We start from the raw sequence: 19,078 nt of genomic DNA, 5'->3' as shown, positions 1-19,078 counted from the left end.
GCCCTCGATCGCGGTGCTCGGCGGCGGGGGCACCGCGCGGGCCGCCCTGGCCGCGGCGGCGCAGCTCGGCGCCACACAGGTCACGGTGGTCACCCGCCGCCCCGGTGCCCTCGACGACCTCACCCCGGCCGCGGTCGCGCTCGGACTCACGCTGACCGGGGTGGGCTGGGCCGACGCCCCGGGCGTCTTCACCTCGGACGCGATCATCTCCACCGTCCCCAAGGGCGCCGCCGACGCGCTGGCCACCCGGGTCACGTGGCGCCGCGGGACGGTGCTGTTCGACGCGATCTACGACCCGTGGCCGACCCCGCTGGCCGCCGCGGCCCTTGCCCACGGCGTGCGGGTGGTCTCCGGCCTCGATCTGCTGCTCGCCCAGGCGCTCGGCCAGTTCGAACTCTTCACCGGGGTGTCGCCGGCCCCGGAACGGGCGATGCGTGAGGCCCTGACCGCTGCCGCCAGCGTGCGCTGACGCGAGGTTCAGGCGCGCTCCCGCCGTACCCGCGTCAGGGTCAGCAGCGACGCGAGCGCGACCAGCGCGAAGCCGAGAATCGCCAGGCCGAGCGGCACTCCCCGGCCCGGCTCACCCAGGCCGACCAGCGGGGTGGCCAGCGCCGCGATCACCGACTGCACCCCGCCCAGCAGGGCCGCCGCGGTGCCGGCCCGTTCCGGATGACGGTCCAGGGCCAGCGCCGTCGAGTTGGGGGTCAGCAGGCCGATCGTGCCGACCAGGATGAACAAACCGGTCAGCAGCCCGGGGAACAACCCGGCGGCGGCCGAGGTGAAAGTGATCACGCCGGCGACGGTCTGGGCGATCAGCGTGGCGACCAGCAGCCGGCGCGGCGGGAACCGGTCCAGCAGGCGGCTGTTGGCGTGGCTGGTGACGATCAGCGCGCACGAGTTGAGCCCGAAGAGCAGGCTGAAGACCGTCGCGGACACGCCGTAACCGTCCTGCAGCACGAACGACGACCCGGACAGGTAGCTGAACAGGCCGGCGAACGCGAACGACTGGGCCAGCGCGTAGCCGACGAAGAACCGGTCGCGGACCAGGGTGCGGGCCGTGCGCGCGATGTCGCGCAGGCCGCCCGGGCTGCGCCGCTCCGCCGGCAGGGTCTCCGGCATCCGGGCCACCAGCAGCACGAGCAGCACGCAGGCGATCACACTGAGCGTGACGAAGACGCCGCGCCACGACGTGACGGTCAGGACCACGCTGCCCAGCAGCGGCGCGGCGATCGGGGCCAGGCCGAAGATCAGCGACAGCTGCGAGAAGAACTTGGCCGCGGCCACCCCCGCATAGAGATCGCGCACGACCGCCCGGGCCACGACCACCCCGGCACCGCCCGCGAGACCCTGGGCCAGGCGCCCCACCGCCAGCAGCTCGGCGTTCGGGGCGAAGGCGCAGATCAACGACATGATCGCGTACGCGGTGACGGCGATCAGCAACGGCCGCCGCCGGCCCCACCGGTCGCTGAGCGGGCCGCACGCGAGCTGGCCCAGCGCGAGACCCGCGAGGCAGGCGGTGAGCGTGAGCTGAACCCGCGCGTCGCCGACCCCGAGGTCGCCGGAGATGGCCGGGAACGCGGGCAGGTACATGTCCAGTGACAACGGCCCGATCGCGGTGACGAAACCCAGCATGACCACCATGAGCGGCCCGCGGGCAGTCTTGATCATCGGGGGAACATACCGCCGGCCCGTCCCCGGCGTCCGCTGGGCGGGACGGCGGAGTGCGGGGTGCGGACCGCGACGCCGTCGTGCCAGACTGTGACCCGTGTTGCGCTGGCTTACCGCAGGTGAATCCCACGGCCCGGCGCTCGTCGCCCTGATGGAGGGCGTGCCCGCCGGTGTGCGGGTGACGAGCGAGGACATCGGCCGCGATCTCGCACGCCGTCGTCTCGGCTACGGCCGCGGCGCCCGGATGAAGTTCGAGAAGGACGAGATCGAGATCATCGGTGGCGTCCGGCACGGCGTCACGCTGGGCAGCCCGGTCGCGATCCGGATCGGCAACTCCGAGTGGCCGAAGTGGCGGATGGTCATGTCGGCCGACCCGGTCGACGAGGCCGAGCTGGCGGAGCAGGCTCGCAACGCGCCGCTGACCCGGCCCCGCCCCGGGCACGCCGACCTGGCCGGTATGCAGAAGTACGGCCACACCGACGCCCGGCCGATCCTCGAACGCGCCAGTGCCCGCGAGACCGCCGCCCGGGTGGCGGTCGGTGTGGTCGCCAAGGCGCTGATCAAGCAGGCCATGGGCATCGACGTCGTCTCGCACGTGATCGAGCTCGGCTCGGTCGCGGCCAAGGCCGGGCTCATCCCCACCCCGGAGGACGCCGACCGGATCGACGCCGACCCGCTGCGCTGCCTCGACCCCGAGGCGAGCGCGCGGATGGTGGCCGAGGTCGACGCGGCCAAGAAGGACGCCGACACGCTCGGTGGCATCGTGGAGGTGCTCGCGTACGCCGTACCCCCGGGTCTGGGTTCGCATGTGCAGTGGGACCGCAAGCTGGACGCCCGGCTCGCCGCCGCGCTGATGTCCATCCAGTCGGTCAAGGGTGTCGAGATCGGCGACGGCTTCACCCAGGCCCGCTCCCGCGGCTCGGTCGCCCATGACGAGATCATCAACACCCCCGACGGGGTACGCCGCATCACCGACCGGGCCGGCGGCCTGGAAGGTGGCATCACCAACGGGGAGAACCTGCGGGTCCGCGCCGCGCTCAAGCCCATCTCGTCGCTGAACCGGGCGCTGCAGACGGTCGACGTCCTGACCGGCGAGGCGACCACCGCGATCAACCAGCGCTCGGACATCACCGCGGTGGCGGCCGGTGGCGTGGTGGCCGAGGCGATGGTCGCCCTGGTCCTGGCCGAGGCGGCGACCGAGAAGCTCGGCGGCGACTCGATCGCCGAGATGCAGCGCAACCTCGCCGGGTACCTCGACAGTCTGCTGATCCGCTGATGTCGCCCGCAGCGGTGGTGGTGGGCCCGCCCGGCGCCGGCAAGACCACGGTCGGCAAGGCCGTCGCGGCCCTGCTCGGCGTCGCGTTCGAGGACACCGACCACCTCATCGAGCAGCGGGCCGGCAAGGGGATCCCGGAGATCTTCTTCGACGAGGGCGAGCCGGTGTTCCGGGCCATGGAACGCGAGGCGATCGCGTCCGCCCTGACCACATTCGAGGGGGTCCTCGCCCTGGGCGGGGGAGCCATCCTGGACCCGGGCACCCGCGACGCGCTGCGCGGGCACACCGTGGTCTTCCTGTCGGTCGAGCTGACCGACGCGGTCAAGCGCGTCGGCCTCGGCGGTGGCCGGCCGTTGCTCAGCATCAACCCGCGGGCCACGCTGAAGTTCCTCATGGAGGAGCGCCGCCCGCTCTACGCGTCGGTGGCCACCCACACGGTCCACACGGACGCCCGGACCCCCGGCGAGATCGCCGCCGAACTGGCCGGTCTGCTCAAGGTCGCCGCGAACTGACCTCGGCCTCCAGCGCCTCGACGCGCTGGAGCAGCGGAGTGATCTCGGCCCGCACCGCGGCGCGCAGATCCGCCGGGGCCGGCGCCGGCGCACTTGCGCGCAGATGGGCATAGCCGGCCAGCGCCGCGGTGACCGTGCGCCGGGTGGCCCGGGCATCGGCCCCCAGGTCGCGCAGCAGCGTGCCGGCCAGCCCGTCCGGCTCGGCGCTCAGCCCGATCAGCAGGTGCTCGCAGCCCACGTAGTTGTGGCCCATCCCGGTGGCCTCGGCCACGGCCAGCTCGATCGCGGTCGCGGCCGGGGTGCTGAAGCGCAGCCCTTCGCCGCCCGCTTCCCCGCCCTCGGGGATCGTGATCGCCGCCGGGTCGATCTCCATCGCGGTGAGGATCTGCAGCCCCAGGTTGGCGCCCTCGTCGAGCAGGCCGCGCAGCAGGTGAGCGGTGGTCACGGCCGGTGCGCCGGTCTCGCGGGCGGCGGCGATCGCCAGGGTCAGCACCGTGACGGTACGGGCGGTGAAGTGCGGCAACGCGGTGGTGAGTGCGGCCGGGTCCAGGTCGCCGAGCACCACCCGGCGGATCGTGGTGACGCGGCGGACCGCCTCCTCCAGGGCGCGCTGGCAGATGGCTGACACGGGCAGGCCGGCATCGCGTACGGCATCGGCCAGGTCGTCGGGCAGGTACACGTTGATTTTTGGCATGCGACAGATGTAACCCCTCATGGGGTTATCTGTCTATAACCCCATGAGGGCCGGACTAGCATCGGAGCCGATGAACGACGTGACCCGCATCCCCGTGGCCGGTGACCGGCCGTATGACGTACTCGTCGGGCGTGGCCTGATCGACGCGCTGCCCACGCTGCTCGACGGCGCGGTGCGGGTCGCGATCCTGTTCGCCGCGCCGCTCAAGGATCGTGCCGACGCGGTGGCCGACGCGCTGACCGCCGCCGGGCTGCGTCCGCTGCCGATCGAGGTCCCCGACGCCGAGGCCGGCAAGACCGTCGAGGTCGCCGCCCGCTGCTGGGACCAGCTCGGCGCCGCCGGCTTCACCCGTACGGATGCCGTGGTCGGGGTCGGCGGGGGAGCGGTCACCGACCTGGCCGGTTTCGTCGCGGCGAGCTGGCTGCGCGGCGTGCGCTGGATCCCGGTCCCCTCCTCGGTGCTCGGCATGGTCGACGCGGCGGTCGGCGGCAAGACCGGCGTCAACATCGGCGCCGGCAAGAACCTGGTCGGCGCGTTCCACCCGCCCGCCGGGGTGCTCTGCGACCTCGACCTGCTCGACTCGCTGCCCGCCGACGACCTGCGCGCCGGGCTGGCCGAGGTCGCCAAGTGCGGCTTCATCGCCGACCCGGCGATCCTCGACCTCATCGAGGCCGACCCGGCCGCGGCCACCGACCCGTCCGGCGCGGTGCTGCGCGAGCTCATCGAACGCGCGATCCTGGTCAAGGCCAAGGTGGTCGGCGAGGACCTGCGCGAATCCGGCCTGCGGGAGATCCTCAACTACGGTCACACGCTCGCCCACGCGATCGAGAAGACCGAGAACTACACGTGGCGGCACGGCGACGCGGTCGCGGTCGGTGTCGTGTACGCCGCTGAGCTGGGCCGGCTCGCCGGCCGGCTCGACGACGACACGGCCGCCCGGCACGCCGCGGTCCTGACGCTGCTCGGGCTGCCCACGTCGTACCGTGCGGATGCCTTCGCCGAACTGCTGCCCGTCATGCGGATCGACAAGAAGGCCCGCGCCGACACCCTGCGTTTCGTCGTCCTGGACGGCCTGGCGAAACCGGGCATCCTCGCCGTCGACGACGTCGCCCTGCTGGAACGCGCCTACCAGGCGGTCGCTCAGTGAGGGTGTACGTCCTGAACGGGCCGAACCTCGGCCGGCTCGGCACCCGGCAACCCGAGGTCTACGGCAGCACCTCGTACGCCGACCTGGTCGAGCTGTGCGAACGCACCGGCAAGGAACTGGGCCTCGACGTGGTGGTCCAGCAGACCGACGCCGAGCACGAGATGCTCGGCTGGCTGCACGCCGCCGCCGACGAGCAGGCCCCGGTCGTCCTCAACCCGGCAGCCTGGTCGCACTACTCCTACGCGGTCCGCGACGCGTGCGCGATGCTGCGCGCACCCCTGGTCGAGGTGCACATCTCCAACATTCACACCCGCGAGCAATTCCGGCACCACTCGGTCGTCTCGGCGGTCGCCACCGGGGTCATCGCAGGTCTCGGGCTCGACGGATACCGGCTCGCACTCACACACATCGCGGGATGGACTCGCCCCGATTCGCCGGGTGACGTGTCGCGCCGGTAAACTCGCTTTTCAACGCTTCGTTTCCAAACACAGGGCAGGACATGGCTTCCACCAACGACCTGAAGAACGGCCTGGTGCTCAACCTCGATCGCGAGCTGTGGGCCGTGGTTGAATTCCAGCACGTCAAGCCGGGCAAGGGCGGGGCGTTCGTACGCACCACGCTGAAGAACGTCCTCTCCGGCAAGGTCGTGGACAAGACCTTCAACGCCGGCACCAAGGTCGAGACGGCCACGGTCGACAAGCGGACGATGCAGTACCTCTACCAGGACGGCGACGACTTCGTCTTCATGGACCTGGACACCTTCGAGCAGATCACGGTCCCCGGGGTCACGGTCGGCGACGCCTCCAACTACCTGCTGCCCGAGGCCGAGGCGACGGTCGCGACCCACGAGGGCGTCCCGCTGTACATCGAGCTCGCGACCAGCGTGTTCCTCGAGGTCACCTACACCGAGCCGGGCCTGCAGGGCGACCGCTCGACCGGCGGCACCAAGCCGGCCACCGTCGAGACCGGCGCGACCGTCCAGGTCCCGCTGTTCATCACCACCGGCGAGAAGATCAAGGTCGACACCCGCGACGGCCGCTACCTCGGCCGCAGCTGAGCATGGCTGAGGGCGCCAAAACACAGATGCCGGCCCGCCGCAAGGCGCGCAAGCGGGCCCTGGACGTCCTCTACGAGGCCGATCTCCGGGACCTCCCCCCGGCCCATGTGCTCACCACGTACCTGGACCGGATCGAGAAGCCGCACCCCGACCACCTCGAGTACGCCATCGGGCTGATCGAAGGCGTGGCCAAGAACCTCGACCGCATCGACGAGCTGATCTCCAGCTACGCCGAGGGCTGGACCATCGACCGCATGCCGGTGGTCGACCGCAACCTCGCCCGCATCGCCGTCTACGAACTCCTCTACGTCACGGAGATCGACGACCCGGTGGCCATCTCGGAGGCCGTCGAGCTGGCCAAGCAGATGTCCACGGACGACAGCCCCCGCTTCCTCAACGGCATCCTCGGCCGCATCGCCGAGTTCGCCACCCGCTGACCCAGCACCACCAACAGGCACCCGCCGCCCCAGGGCCACGGGTGCCTGTTCCCGTAACCACCACCCAGCCCACGGCTCCGGCTCGTCGCCCCAGCTCGCGGCCTGTTGCCCTGGCCAATGGCTCCAACTCGCCGCCCCTGGCCTCCCCCACGTAGCGGCTTCAGGTCCTTCCGGCGTGGCGACCTTGAGACTCTCCGGGTTGTGGACACGCGGATCCTTCTTGCTGCCATGACCTCGGGTTTCCCGGCGAGGCGCGCGTGGCTTCCCCTGCGAGGCGACTCCGGGTTTCCCAGCGTCCTGCTGCTGGGTTTCCCGGCATCGTGCCGCCGGGTTCGCGGGCTTGGCACTCTCAGACTGCCTTGTGCTGAGACCTCGGGACTTCCCCACGATGTGACCTCAGGATCCACACGCGGCGCGTTCAGGCTTTCCCCACGCTGTGGCCTCAGGATTCAGGCGTGGTTTCTGAGTTTTTATCGCGCTGTGACCTTTGATCGTTCGGGGTGATGACCTCAGGCTTTTCGACGTTGGGAGGCCGAGCTTTCTCGGTGGGGTGGCTGTGGGCTTTCCCTGGCCATGGCCCTTCCGCCAGCTGTCGGCCTTCCGCCAGCCGCGACCCTTCCGCCGGCCGCGACCCTTCCTCAGCCACGGGCCCGGGTGACCCCGGCGCGGCGATGCCGAGCCGTGCCCTTGGGTTCAGGATGGCACCGTCGGCCACCGGATGTCCGATTCCGATCGCCGTTGAGGCGCCCCGGCAGCACGCAGCGTCACTCATTTCGGGCGTTTAGTGATCCACTAATGAGTGTCGTAAATGGTTGGTTATGCACGATAAGCAAAGACTGGCACGCGGTCACGGCCGAGCCTCCATGATCGGATTTGCCTGCGAACCCCACCCCGGACACGCATCGGACCGTGATGAGATCCCCTGCGGCGGCCCGGTGGGTCGTTCGGATTTGATCATGGCTGTTTGCGGATTGCGGCTGGGTCGTCGCCGCGGGCAACGAGGCGGGCAGCAGCGGGCGACGCCAAATGCCGGCAGCCTCAGCGGCCCGAGGCTGACGATGTGAGGACTGGCGGTGCCGGACGGATCCGGGGGCGCGGCCGGACGGGTCCGGGGTGAGGCCAGGTGGTGCCGGATGGGTCCGGGGTGAGGCCCGGTGATGTCGGACGGGTCCGGGGTGAGACCAGGTGGTGCTGGATGGGTCCGGGGTGAGGCCCGGTGGTGCCGGACGGGTTCAAGGGTGCGGCCGGATGGGTCCGGGGGTGAGGCCGGGCGGTGCCGGATGGGTCCGGTGGTGAGGCCGGGCGGTGGCGGGCAGGTCCGGGGACGAGGCCGGGCGGTGCCGGGCGGTGCCGGGCGGTGCCGGACGGGTCCGGTGGTGAGGGTGGATCCGGGGGTGGGGTGGTCAGTCAGGCCGCGCCGAGGCTGGGGTGTGGCTGGGCCGACGGTTGTCGCGGTGGGCGCGGGAGGCATGTGGCTGGCGTGCCCGCGGTGGATGAGCCGCAGCTGAGCCGCAGCCGGGCCGCAGCTCGGCCGGGAGTCGCGTGGGGCTGCCCGGCGGGGGCCGTCGAAGGCGGGCAGGGGTTCCGTGCCGGATTTGTCGGGTCGAGGATTCGCTGGGAACGCAGAAGCCCGCACCGCCGGGTGGCGGCACGGGCTTGCGGGGTGGCGTTCGGGGTCAGCTGGGGTTGGTCAGCTGGCGAAGAACGCGCGGGGGTCGGCGACCAGGACGCCCTGTTCGGTGAGGCGCTCGATCAGGCCCGACGGGGAGATGTCGTAGACGATCGCGAGCGCGCGCAGGTCGTCGGCGCGGATCGACAGCACGCGGCCGTTGTAGTCGCCTCGCTGCTGCTGGATGGCCCGGGCGTAGCGGGCGACGTAGGCCAGGTCCTCGCCGGCCGCGTCGTACAGCTTTTCCAGGTCAAGCACGATCTTGTTAGTGGCCTCGAGACGGACACCGCTGCCGTCGGGCAGCAGTTCCGAGACCGGAACACGGTAGAAGTCGGCAAGCTCGGCCAGGCGCGAGACGGTGACGGCACGGTCGCCACGCTCGTACGAGCCCACCACGACGGCTTTCCAGCGGCCGTTGGACTTCTCCTCCACGCCCTGCAGGGACAGGCCCTGCTGCTGGCGGATGGAGCGCAGGCGGGCGCCAAGCGACTTGGCGTACTCAGACGGCATTCGGACACTCCAGTACTGTGCTCGCCCGGAGGGTTCTTCCTCCGGATCGCTACGCTGCGTGACGGTACGGAGTTTGCGACCCCTGGTCAAGTGTCGGTTACCTATGAGTCGCCGAGCCAGGGGGAGAGTTGCCCGCATTCGTCCGACTGATCCCGTGGGTAGGCCACGTCACCATGGTCAACATCGCGCTCACTGGTAACGTAGCGTCAGCCATCGGGCAGCCCTTGATCGGGGGCCCGGAGAAAAGCACCGACGTCCTTTAACGACCCGTCCCGTGAGGCGGGGAAGGAGGTCCGCCGTGGCACAACCACGCGCTGACACCGAAACACCACCCGCGAGCAAGGTCATTCTTTCGGGAGCGGACCTGCACCGGGTGATCGACCGCATCGCGCACCAGATCCTCGAGAAGACCTCCGGTGCCACCGGAACGGTTCTGCTGGGGATCCCGACCCGGGGCGTTCCGCTCGCCCACCGGCTGGCCGCGCGGATCCACGCCTTCGAGGGCATCGACATCCCGGTCGGCGCGCTCGACATCACGCTCTACCGCGACGACCTCCGGTTGCACGCGACGCGGGCGCTCGGCAGGACGGAAATCCCTGGTGACGGCCTTGATGGCCGCCGGGTGATCCTGGTCGACGACGTGCTCTTCTCCGGCCGTACGGTGCGTGCGGCTCTTGATGCTCTCAGCGATGTCGGCCGTCCCAGCTCGGTGCAGCTCGCCGTCCTGGTCGACCGCGGGCACCGGGAGCTGCCGATCCGGGCGGACTACGTGGGCAAGAACATCCCGACCGCGCTGAGCGAGAAGGTGCGCGTGTCGCTCGCCGAGACGGACGCCGGCGTGGACGAGGTCAAGCTGTGGGGAGAGGCCCGATGATCAAGCATCTGCGTTCCGCGGCGGATCTCGACGCCGAGACCGCGACGCTGATCCTGGACACCGCGGGGGAGATGGCGGCGCTCGCCGGGCGCGAGGTCAAGAAGCTGCCGACGCTGCGCGGGCGGACCGTGGTCAACCTTTTCTACGAGGACTCGACGCGTACCCGGATCAGTTTCGAGGCCGCGGCCAAGCGGCTCTCCGCGGATGTGATCAATTTTTCCGCGAAAGGCTCCAGCGTCTCGAAGGGTGAGAGCCTGAAGGACACGGCTCTCACATTGCAGGCAATGGGCGCCGACGCGGTCGTGATCCGGCACCCGGCCTCCGGGGCCCCGCACCGGCTCGCCTCGTGGGTGGACGGTTCGGTGATCAACGCCGGGGACGGCACCCACGAGCACCCGACCCAGGCGCTGCTCGACGCGTACACGATGCGGTCCCGGCTCGGGAAGATCGACGGCCTGAAGGTCGCCATCGTGGGTGACGTGCTGCACAGCCGGGTGGCGCGCTCCAACGTCCTGCTGCTCACCACGCTCGGCGCGAAGATCACCCTGGTCGGCCCGCCGACGCTGATCCCGCTCGACGTCGCCGCCGCGCTGTCGCCGGCGACGAAGGTGTCCTACGACCTGGACAGCGTCCTCGGCGATGTGGACGTGGTGATGATGCTGCGGGTGCAGACCGAACGCATGCAGGACTCCTTCTTCCCCTCCGCCCGGGAGTACAGCCGCCGGTACGGACTCGACGTGCCGCGCATGCGCAAGCTGCCGGGCCACGCGATCGTGATGCACCCCGGTCCCATGAACCGCGGCATGGAGATCGCGCCCGAGGTGGCCGACTCCTCCCGCTCCACCATCGTCGAACAGGTCGCCAACGGGGTCAGCGCCCGGATGGCCGTTCTCTACCTGCTGCTCGGAGGCAAGGCATGACCTCGTACCTCATCACAGGGGTCTCCGTTCTGGGCGCCGCACCCACCGATCTGCTGATCAAAGACGGCGTCGTCAGCACGGAGAAGATCAAAGCCGACGAGACGATCGACGGTACGGGTCTGGTGGCCCTGCCGGGGCTCGTCGATCTGCACACCCACCTGCGGGAACCCGGCCGCGAGGACGCCGAGACGGTCGAGACCGGTTCACGGGCGGCGGCACTCGGTGGCTACACCGCGGTGTTCGCGATGGCCAACACCTCACCGGTCGCCGACACCGCCGGCGTCGTCGAGCAGGTCTGGCGGCTCGGTCGCGAGGCCGGGCTGGTCGACGTGCAGCCGATCGGCGCGGTCACCGTCGGGCTGGCCGGCAAGCAGCTGGCCGAGCTCGGCGCGATGGCGACCTCCGCCGCGAACGTGCGGATCTTCTCCGACGACGGGCACTGCGTCGCCGACCCGCGGCTGATGCGCCGCGCGCTGGAGTACGTGAAGGCGTTCGACGGGATCATCGCCCAGCACGCCGAGGAGCCGCGGCTCACCGAGGGCGCGCAGATGCACGAGGGCGAGGTCTCCACCCGTCTCGGGCTGACCGGCTGGCCCGCGGTCGCCGAGGAGGCGATCATCGCCCGTGACGTGCTGCTCGCCGAGCACGTCGGCAGCCGGCTGCACGTCTGCCACGTGTCCACGGCCGGGTCGGTCGAGGTGCTGCGCCAGGCCAAGGCCCGCGGCGTGCGGGTCACCGCCGAGGTCACCCCGCATCACCTGCTGCTCACCGACGAGCTCGCGGCCAGCTACGACCCGGTCTACAAGGTCAACCCACCGTTGCGTACGGCGAAAGATGTCGAAGCCCTGCGTCAGGCACTGATCGACGGGGTCATCGACATCGTCGCCACCGACCACGCCCCGCACGCCGTGGAGGACAAGGAGTGCGAATGGGCGTACGCGCGTCCCGGCATGGTGGGTCTTGAGACCGCGCTGCCGGTGGTGCTGTCCGTCCTAGAGGATCTGGGCTTCGATCAACCGTGGGAGCTGATCGCCGAGCGGATGTCGCGTGCCCCGGCCCGGATCGCGGGTCTCGACGGGCACGGCACCGATCTGAGCGCCGGCTCGCCGGCCAACCTCACGCTGGTGGACCCGTCCGCCCGGCGGGTCGTCGACCCGGCCGAGCTGGCGAGCCGCAGCCGCAACACACCGTACGCGGGCACCACCCTGCCAGGTCGCATCGTCGCGACCTTCCTCCGGGGAGAGCCGACAGTCCTGGATGGGAAAGCAGTCAGATGAAAAAAGCGATTCTCGTGCTCGAAGACGGGCGCACGTTCTCCGGTGAGTCCTACGGCGCCGAGGGGGAGACGTTCGGCGAGGCGGTCTTCACCACCGGGATGACCGGTTACCAGGAGACGCTGACCGACCCGTCGTACCACCGGCAGGTCGTGGTGCAGACCGCGCCGCAGATCGGCAACACCGGCGTCAACGACGAGGACGACGAGTCCGACCGGATGTGGGTCGCCGGTTACGTCGTGCGTGACCCGGCCCGCCGCCCGTCCAACTGGCGCTCGACCGGTGACCTGGGCGAACGCCTGGCCGCCGAGGGTGTCGTCGGGATCAGCGGCGTGGACACCCGGGCGCTGACCCGGCACCTGCGCTCGCGTGGCGCGATGCGGGTCGGCATCTCCACGGTGGACCTCGACCCGGTGTCGCTGCGGGCCCGCGTGCTCGACCAGCCGCAGATGACCGGGGCCGACCTGTCCGCCCAGGTCACGACCGCCGAGCGGTACACCGTCGAGGCCGTGGGGGAGCACCGGTACACGGTCGCCGCCCTCGACCTGGGCATCAAGCGCAACGTGTCGCGCCGGCTGGCGCAGCGCGGTGTGACCACGCACATCTTCCCGGCGTCCACGACGATCGAGGAGATGCTCGCGGTCAGCCCGGACGCGGTGTTCCTGTCGCCCGGCCCGGGTGACCCGGCGACCGCGGACGTGCCGGTCGCGCTGGCCCGCGCGGTGCTGCAGCGCCGGGTGCCGCTGTTCGGCATCTGTTTCGGCAGCCAGATCCTGGGCCGCGCGCTCGGCTTCGGGACCTACAAGCTGGGGTACGGCCACCGCGGCATCAACCAGCCGGTGCTCGACAAGACCACCGGCAAGGTCGAGGTGACCAGCCACAACCACGGCTTCGCGGTCGACGCGCCGCTCAACACCGTGATCGACACCGACTTCGGCGGTGTCGAGGTCTCCCACGTGTGCCTCAACGACAACGTGGTCGAGGGCCTGCGGGCGCTCGACGTCCCCGCGTTCACCGTCCAGTACCACCCCGAGGCAGCCGCGGGCCCGCGTGACGCGGACTACCTGTTCGACCGCTTCGTCGAGCTCGTCGAGAAAGTGGATGCCTGATGCCCAAACGTACTGATCTCCAGCATGTGATGGTGATCGGCTCCGGGCCGATCGTCATCGGGCAGGCCTGCGAGTTCGACTACTCCGGCACCCAGGCGTGCCGGGTGCTGCGCGCCGAGGGGCTGCGCGTCTCCCTGATCAACTCCAACCCCGCGACGATCATGACGGACCCGGAGTTCGCCGACGCCACGTACGTCGAGCCGATCACCCCGGAGTTCCTCGAGCTGGTCATCGCGAAGGAACGCCCCGACGCGATCCTGGCCACGCTGGGCGGGCAGACCGCGCTCAACGCCGCGGTCGCGCTGCACGAGAACGGCATCCTCGAGAAGTACGGCGTGGAGCTGATCGGCGCCGACATCGGGGCGATCAACCGCGGCGAGGACCGGCAGCTGTTCAAGGACATCGTCGCCAAGGCCGGCGGCGAGACCCCGCGCAGCAGGGTCTGCCACTCGATGGACGAGGTCCGCTCGACCGTCGCCGACCTGGGTCTGCCGGTCGTCATCCGGCCGTCGTTCACCATGGGTGGCCTGGGTTCCGGCATGGCGCACACCGACGAGGACCTGGAGCGCATCGCCGGTGCCGGCCTGGCCGCCTCCCCGGTGCACGAGGTGCTCATCGAGGAGAGCGTGCTCGGCTGGAAGGAGTACGAGCTCGAGCTGATGCGCGACAAGAACGACAACGTCGTGGTCGTCTGCTCGATCGAGAACATCGACCCGATGGGTGTGCACACCGGCGACAGCGTCACCGTCGCGCCGGCCATGACGCTGACCGACCGGGAGTACCAGAACCTGCGCGACCTGGGCATCGCGGTGCTGCGCGAGGTCGGCGTCGACACCGGTGGCTGCAACATCCAGTTCGCGATCAACCCGGACGACGGCCGCCTGGTCGTCATCGAGATGAACCCGCGGGTGTCGCGGTCCAGCGCGCTGGCCTCGAAGGCGACCGGTTTCCCGATCGCGAAGATCGCCGCGAAGCTGGCCATCGGCTACACGCTGGACGAGATCCCGAACGACATCACACTGAAGACCCCGGCCGCGTTCGAGCCGGCGCTGGACTACGTGGTCGTGAAGATCCCCCGGTTCGCGTTCGAGAAGTTCCCCGGCGCCGACGCCGAGCTCACCACCACGATGAAGTCGGTCGGTGAGGCGATGAGCCTGGGCCGCAACTTCGCCGAGGCGCTCAACAAGGCGATGCGCTCGATGGAGACGAAGGCGGCCGGTTTCTGGACCGCGCCGAGCTTCGAGAGCAAGGAAGAAGCCCTCGAAGCGATGCGTACGCCGCACGACGGGCGGCTGTACACGGTGGAGGCCGCGCTGCGCCTGGGCGCCACCGTGGAGCAGGTGCACGAGGCCAGCGGCCGGATCGACCCGTGGTTCCTCGACGAGATCAAGGCGCTGGTCGACCTGCGCGCCGAGATCCTGGACGCGCCGGTGCTCGACGAGGTGCTGCTGCGCCGGGCCAAGCGCCAGGGCCTGTCCGACCGGCAGCTCGCCGCGCTGCGCCCCGAGCTGGCCGGTGAGGACGGTGTCCGTACGCTGCGGCACCGGCTGGGGATCCGCCCGGTCTACAAGACGGTCGACACCTGTGCCGCCGAGTTCGAGGCGGACACGCCGTATCACTACTCGACGTACGACGAGGAGACCGAGGTCGCACCGTCGGACCGGCCCAAGGTGATCATCCTGGGCTCGGGGCCGAACCGGATCGGGCAGGGCATCGAGTTCGACTACTCCTGCGTGCACGCGGTCATGGCGCTCAAGGGCGAGTACGAGACCGTCATGGTCAACTGCAACCCGGAGACCGTCTCCACCGACTACGACACCGCCGACCGGCTGTACTTCGAGCCGCTGACGTTCGAGGACGTCCTGGAGGTCTTCCACTCCGAGGACTCCTCGGGCAAGGCGGCCGGCGGCCCGGGTGTCGTCGGCGTGATCGTGCAGCTCGGCGGGCAGACGCCGCTGGGGCTCGCGCAACGTCTCAAGGCCGCGGGCGTACCCATCGTCGGGACCTCGCCGGAGTCGATCGACCTGGCCGAGCACCGCGGGTTGTTCGGCGCGGTGCTGGCCAAGGCCGGACTGCGCTCGCCCGAGCACGGCACCGCCACCTCGTTCGAGCAGGCCAAGGCGATCGCGGACGAGATCGGTTACCCGGTGCTGGTCCGCCCGTCGTACGTGCTCGGCGGCCGCGGCATGGAGATCGTCTACGACGAGCCGACGCTGGCCGACTACATCGCCCGGTCCACCGAGATCTCCCCGGACCACCCGGTGCTGGTGGACAGCTTCCTCGACGACGCCATCGAGATCGACGTGGACGCGCTCTGCGACGCCACCGGCGAGGTCTACATCGGCGGGGTCATGGAGCACATCGAGGAGGCCGGCATCCACTCCGGCGACTCGTCCTGCTCGCTGCCGCCGGTCACGCTGGCCGGCTCGCACCTCGCCGAGGTGCGCCGCTACACCGAGGCGATCGCCCGCGGGGTCGGGGTGCGGGGCCTGCTGAACGTCCAGTACGCGCTCAAGGACGACGTGCTGTACGTGCTGGAGGCCAACCCGCGCGCCTCGCGGACCGTCCCGTTCGTGTCCAAGGCGACCGCGGTGCAGCTCGCCAAGGCGGCCGCCCGGATCATGCTCGGCGCCACGATCGCGGAGCTGCGGGCGGAGGGCATGCTGCTCAAGAGCCGCGACGGGGGGTCCACCCCGGAGAACGCGCCGATCGCGATCAAGGAGGCGGTGCTGCCGTTCAAGCGGTTCCGTACCCCGGCGGGCAAGGGCGTCGACAGCCTGCTCGGCCCGGAGATGAAGTCGACCGGCGAGGTCATGGGCATCGACCCGGCGTTCGGCCCGGCGTTCGCGAAGTCGCAGGCCGCCGCGTACGGCTCGCTGCCGACCAGCGGCAAGGTCTTCGTGTCGGTCGCCAACCGGGACAAGCGGTCGATGATCTTCCCGATCAAGCGGCTGGCCGACCTGGGCTTCACCATCGTGACCACCGCGGGCACCGGTGAGGTGCTGCGCCGGCACGGCATCGCGTGCGAGGTCGTGCCGAAGCACTTCGAGAGCCCGGGCCAGAACGCGGTCGCGCTGATCCAGGCGGGGGAGATCGCGCTGATCATCAACACCCCGCAGGGCTCCGGGGCCAGTGCCCGTTCCGATGGGTACGAGATCCGCAGCGCGGCGGTCACCCATGACATCCCGAGCATCACCACGGTTCCGGGAGCCGCCGCGGCGGTGATGGGCATCGAGGCGCTGATGCGGGGCGACATGACCGTACGCCCGCTTCAGGAGCTGCACGCCGCCCTGCGGGAGAGCGAGTGACGTTCTTCGAGACCGCCGTCCGCCCGGTGCTGTTCCGGGTGGGCGGCGGCGACGCGGAGAAGGCGCACGAGTTCACCCTCGACCGCCTCGCCGGGCTCAACCCGGGTGCGCTCGCGCTGCTGCGCCGCCGGTACGCGGTCAGCGCCCCCACCGAGGTCTTCGGGGTGCGTTTCCCGAACCCGGTCGGCCTGGCCGCCGGGATGGACAAGAACGGTGTGGCGCTGCCGTCGTGGCCCGCGCTCGGCTTCGGCTTCGTCGAGGTCGGCACGGTCACCGCGAAGCCGCAGCCGGGCAACGACCGGCCCCGGCTGTTCCGGCTGCGTGACAGCGAGGCCGTGATCAACCGGATGGGCTTCAACAACGCCGGTGCCGCGGCGCTGGCGGCCCGGCTCGAGCTGCTCGGCCCGATCGGGGTGCCGCTCGGCGTCTCGCTGGGCAAGTCCAAGGTCACCCCGCTCGAGGAGGCTGTGCAGGACTACCTGACCTCGTACGAGCTGCTGGAGCCGTACGCCGACTACATCGCGGTCAACGTGTCGTCGCCGAACACGCCGGGGTTGCGTACGTTGCAGGACAAATCGGCCCTGGCATCGTTGCTGGGTGCCCTGGTCGGCAAGACCCCGGTACTGGTGAAGATCGCGCCCGACCTGACCGAGCCGGCCATCGCGGAGCTGCTGGAGGTGTGCCTCGCGTACGGTGCGGCCGGCGTCATCGCCACCAACACCACGCTGGACCGCGGTGGGCTGGCCGCGGGGGACGAGGCGCGGGCGGGTGAGGCGGGCGGGCTCTCCGGCCGGCCGCTGACCGAACGGGCCCGCAAGGTCGTGCACTTCGTCCATCAGGAGACCGGCGGGAAACTGCCGATCATCGGGGTCGGGGGGATAACCGGCGCCGACGACGCGGCCCGGATGTTCGACGCGGGGGCCGCGTTGATCCAGCTCTACACGGGTTTCATCTACCGGGGCCCGGCCCTTGTCCGAGCCGCGGCGAAGGCCCGGCGATGACCCGGTCCGGCCGAGCGCATGCTCGGCCGGACTTCTTTTTGCCCGCCGGGACCCGGTCCTGGGAGCGCGCCCAGCGGGCCTCATCGGGCCGCTGGCGGCCTGGAAGGGCTCCCATGGGCCTCGGGCGGCCCTGGAAGCGGTAAGGCCGCTGAAGGGCCGCTCCTTACATCACCCCGGCGCCGGGACCGCTGAGAGCGGACCACTCCGAGGTCGAACGCATTACCAGTGGGGTCGCCGCAGCGGTGTCCGCCACCCGACACGAAAGGGAATCACCGCGATGGAGAGCTTCGGAAACCGGCTGCGCGCCGCCACGGAGGCCCAGGGCCCGCTCTGCGTGGGCATCGATCCGCACCCCGCCCTGCTGGAGCGCTGGGGGCTCGATGACGACCTCGCCGGCCTGGAACGCTTCAGCTTTACGGTCGTCGAAGCACTGGCTGATCGGGTCCCCGTTCTCAAGCCGCAGTCGGCGTTCTTCGAGAGATTTGGGTCACGTGGCGTCGCTGTTCTTGAGTCAACTATCCGACAGTCACGCGAGGCCGGTGCGCTGGTACTTCTCGACGTCAAGCGGGGTGACATCGGCTCGACGATGGCCGCGTACGCCGCCGCGTACCTCGATCCGGACAGTTCGCTGAGTGTCGATGCGATTACGGTGAGTCCCTATCTCGGCGTGGGCTCTTTGCGTCCCGCGTTCGACCTGGCGGCCGCTCACGGCGCCGGCGTCTTCGTTCTCGCGCTGACGTCGAATCCGGAAGGACCGGAACTTCAGCACGCCGTCACCGCGGCCGGCCGCACCGTCGCGCAGACCGTGATCGACGAGATTTCCCAGCTCAACGCCGGTGCGGAAGGTCTCGGAAGTTTCGGTCTGGTGGTCGGCGCGACCATCGGCGAGACCGGCCACGACCTCTCGAAGATCAACGGGCCGCTCCTCGCGCCGGGCCTCGGCGCGCAGGGCGGGGACCCCGCCGGCCTCCGCGCGATTTTCGGCGAGAGCCTGCGGAACGTGCTGCCGTCGTACTCACGCGAGGTTCTCGCGGCGGGACCCGACGTGACCTCGCTGCGGGCCGCCGCGGAGCGCGCTGCGGCCGCCTGCCGGGCCGTGATCGGGTGAAACAGCCTGCCTAGCAGGCCCGGCCGCACCGGCCCGGGGGGTACCCCCACGTTGCCGAAAGCGCCATTGACCGCTAGTTTTCCCGGCGCCGGGAACCACATGCCCCTTTGGTTCCCTGGCACACCACGTTTCACAGATGCGCCGGTATTCGTATACCAGCGCGATAGGGACCTGAGGAGAACTGGTGCCGCTCCCGTCACTGACCCCCGAACAGCGTAAAGCCGCGCTGGAGAAGGCCGCGGAGATCCGTAAGGCTCGCGCTGAGCTGAAGGATCAGCTCAAGCAGGGCAAGACCACCCTCGCCGCCGTGCTCGACCGGGCCGAGGGCGACGACGTCGTTGGCAAGCTGAAGGTCTCGGCCGTGCTCCAGGCACTGCCGGGCATCGGCAAGATCCGGGCCACCCAGATCATGGAGAAGCTCAAGATCGCCGACAGCCGTCGCCTTCGTGGCCTCGGCGAGCAGCAGCGTAAGGCCCTCCTGGGGGAGTTCGCTGCGAACTGACTCAGTGGCTCG

Annotated in this window: 17 protein-coding genes and 1 pseudogene; 15 read left to right on the top strand and 3 right to left on the bottom strand. The window is 70.5% G+C overall.

Translation table 11 applies throughout. The features are described 5' to 3' along the window. Positions 1–469, top strand: a pseudogene (locus tag ACIA6A_RS33495) (shikimate dehydrogenase); the annotation flags it as partial. Positions 470–477: 8 nt separating this feature from the next. Here ACIA6A_RS33495 and ACIA6A_RS33490 read toward each other — a convergent pair. After that, positions 478–1,668 carry a multidrug effflux MFS transporter gene (locus ACIA6A_RS33490; RefSeq protein ID WP_396101979.1) on the bottom strand — a complete coding sequence of 397 codons (1,191 nt, stop codon included), beginning with the start codon at positions 1,666–1,668 and terminating at the stop codon, positions 478–480. A 97-nt stretch (positions 1,669–1,765) separates the two neighbouring features. Here ACIA6A_RS33490 and aroC point away from each other — a divergent pair, with 97 nt between their 5' ends. Continuing rightward, positions 1,766–2,944, top strand: a complete 1,179-nt coding sequence (gene aroC / locus ACIA6A_RS33485; RefSeq protein ID WP_396101978.1) for a chorismate synthase — start codon at positions 1,766–1,768, stop codon at positions 2,942–2,944. Continuing rightward, entirely contained in the window at positions 2,944–3,456 is a 513-nt protein-coding gene (locus ACIA6A_RS33480) for a shikimate kinase (protein ID WP_396101977.1), read from the top strand. Before aroC ends, ACIA6A_RS33480 begins: the two co-directional genes overlap by 1 nt. On the opposite strand, the gene ACIA6A_RS33475 is transcribed toward ACIA6A_RS33480, so the two are convergent. Then, positions 3,437–4,150, bottom strand: coding sequence for a Clp protease N-terminal domain-containing protein (locus ACIA6A_RS33475; RefSeq protein ID WP_396101976.1), 714 nt, complete (start codon positions 4,148–4,150; stop codon positions 3,437–3,439). The genes ACIA6A_RS33480 and ACIA6A_RS33475 overlap by 20 nt on opposite strands. A 70-nt stretch (positions 4,151–4,220) precedes the next feature. Here ACIA6A_RS33475 and aroB point away from each other — a divergent pair, with 70 nt between their 5' ends. From aroB to nusB, 4 genes are read left to right on the top strand one after another with little or no spacing between them, the layout of a single operon-like run. Next, entirely contained in the window at positions 4,221–5,297 is a 1,077-nt protein-coding gene (gene aroB, locus ACIA6A_RS33470) for a 3-dehydroquinate synthase (RefSeq protein ID WP_396101975.1), read from the top strand. Then, complete coding sequence (gene aroQ / locus ACIA6A_RS33465) at positions 5,294–5,755, top strand: type II 3-dehydroquinate dehydratase (RefSeq protein ID WP_396101974.1); 462 nt, start codon at positions 5,294–5,296, stop codon at positions 5,753–5,755. The genes aroB and aroQ overlap by 4 nt, the downstream gene beginning before the upstream one ends. Before the next feature lie 41 nt (positions 5,756–5,796). Beyond that, positions 5,797–6,354 carry an elongation factor P gene (efp, locus tag ACIA6A_RS33460; protein WP_396101973.1) on the top strand — a complete coding sequence of 186 codons (558 nt, stop codon included), beginning with the start codon at positions 5,797–5,799 and terminating at the stop codon, positions 6,352–6,354. Positions 6,355–6,380: 26 nt separating this feature from the next. After that, on the top strand, positions 6,381–6,791 hold the full coding sequence (gene nusB / locus ACIA6A_RS33455; protein WP_396102135.1) for a transcription antitermination factor NusB: 411 nt from the start codon (positions 6,381–6,383) through the stop codon (positions 6,789–6,791). A gap of 1,690 nt (positions 6,792–8,481) precedes the next feature. Here the strand turns inward: nusB and ACIA6A_RS33450 are convergent. Next, positions 8,482–8,970 carry a transcriptional regulator gene (locus ACIA6A_RS33450; protein WP_015624001.1) on the bottom strand — a complete coding sequence of 163 codons (489 nt, stop codon included), beginning with the start codon at positions 8,968–8,970 and terminating at the stop codon, positions 8,482–8,484. A 298-nt stretch (positions 8,971–9,268) separates the two neighbouring features. Between ACIA6A_RS33450 and pyrR the strand changes: the two genes are divergently transcribed. The 8 genes from pyrR to mihF all read left to right on the top strand — a co-directional run bounded on the left by pyrR (position 9,269) and on the right by mihF (position 19,066). Continuing rightward, a complete protein-coding gene (pyrR, locus tag ACIA6A_RS33445; RefSeq protein ID WP_396101972.1) occupies positions 9,269–9,844 on the top strand; it encodes a bifunctional pyr operon transcriptional regulator/uracil phosphoribosyltransferase PyrR in 576 nt (191 codons plus the stop codon). Then, positions 9,841–10,764 carry an aspartate carbamoyltransferase catalytic subunit gene (locus tag ACIA6A_RS33440; protein WP_396101971.1) on the top strand — a complete coding sequence of 308 codons (924 nt, stop codon included), beginning with the start codon at positions 9,841–9,843 and terminating at the stop codon, positions 10,762–10,764. The genes pyrR and ACIA6A_RS33440 overlap by 4 nt, the downstream gene beginning before the upstream one ends. Beyond that, positions 10,761–12,041 carry a dihydroorotase gene (locus ACIA6A_RS33435; RefSeq protein WP_396101970.1) on the top strand — a complete coding sequence of 427 codons (1,281 nt, stop codon included), beginning with the start codon at positions 10,761–10,763 and terminating at the stop codon, positions 12,039–12,041. The genes ACIA6A_RS33440 and ACIA6A_RS33435 overlap by 4 nt, the downstream gene beginning before the upstream one ends. Then, complete coding sequence (carA, locus tag ACIA6A_RS33430) at positions 12,038–13,147, top strand: glutamine-hydrolyzing carbamoyl-phosphate synthase small subunit (RefSeq protein ID WP_396101969.1); 1,110 nt, start codon at positions 12,038–12,040, stop codon at positions 13,145–13,147. Before ACIA6A_RS33435 ends, carA begins: the two co-directional genes overlap by 4 nt. Next, positions 13,147–16,455 carry a carbamoyl-phosphate synthase large subunit gene (gene carB / locus ACIA6A_RS33425; protein WP_396101968.1) on the top strand — a complete coding sequence of 1,103 codons (3,309 nt, stop codon included), beginning with the start codon at positions 13,147–13,149 and terminating at the stop codon, positions 16,453–16,455. The genes carA and carB overlap by 1 nt, the downstream gene beginning before the upstream one ends. Continuing rightward, entirely contained in the window at positions 16,452–17,456 is a 1,005-nt protein-coding gene (locus tag ACIA6A_RS33420; RefSeq protein ID WP_396101967.1) for a quinone-dependent dihydroorotate dehydrogenase, read from the top strand. Before carB ends, ACIA6A_RS33420 begins: the two co-directional genes overlap by 4 nt. A 277-nt stretch (positions 17,457–17,733) precedes the next feature. Continuing rightward, positions 17,734–18,564, top strand: coding sequence for an orotidine-5'-phosphate decarboxylase (gene pyrF / locus ACIA6A_RS33415; RefSeq protein ID WP_396101966.1), 831 nt, complete (start codon positions 17,734–17,736; stop codon positions 18,562–18,564). Between the two features lie 184 nt (positions 18,565–18,748). Next, positions 18,749–19,066: an integration host factor, actinobacterial type gene (gene mihF, locus ACIA6A_RS33410; protein WP_396101965.1), complete on the top strand. Its 318-nt coding sequence runs from the start codon at positions 18,749–18,751 to the stop codon at positions 19,064–19,066. Positions 19,067–19,078 lie beyond the last annotated feature (12 nt).

It is taken from the genome of Actinoplanes sp. NPDC051494 (assembly GCF_044454705.1).
Lineage (GTDB): Bacteria > Actinomycetota > Actinomycetes > Mycobacteriales > Micromonosporaceae > Actinoplanes.
The sequence above is the reverse complement of the archived record's forward strand: the minus strand, read 5'-3'. Positions and strand labels throughout refer to the sequence as shown.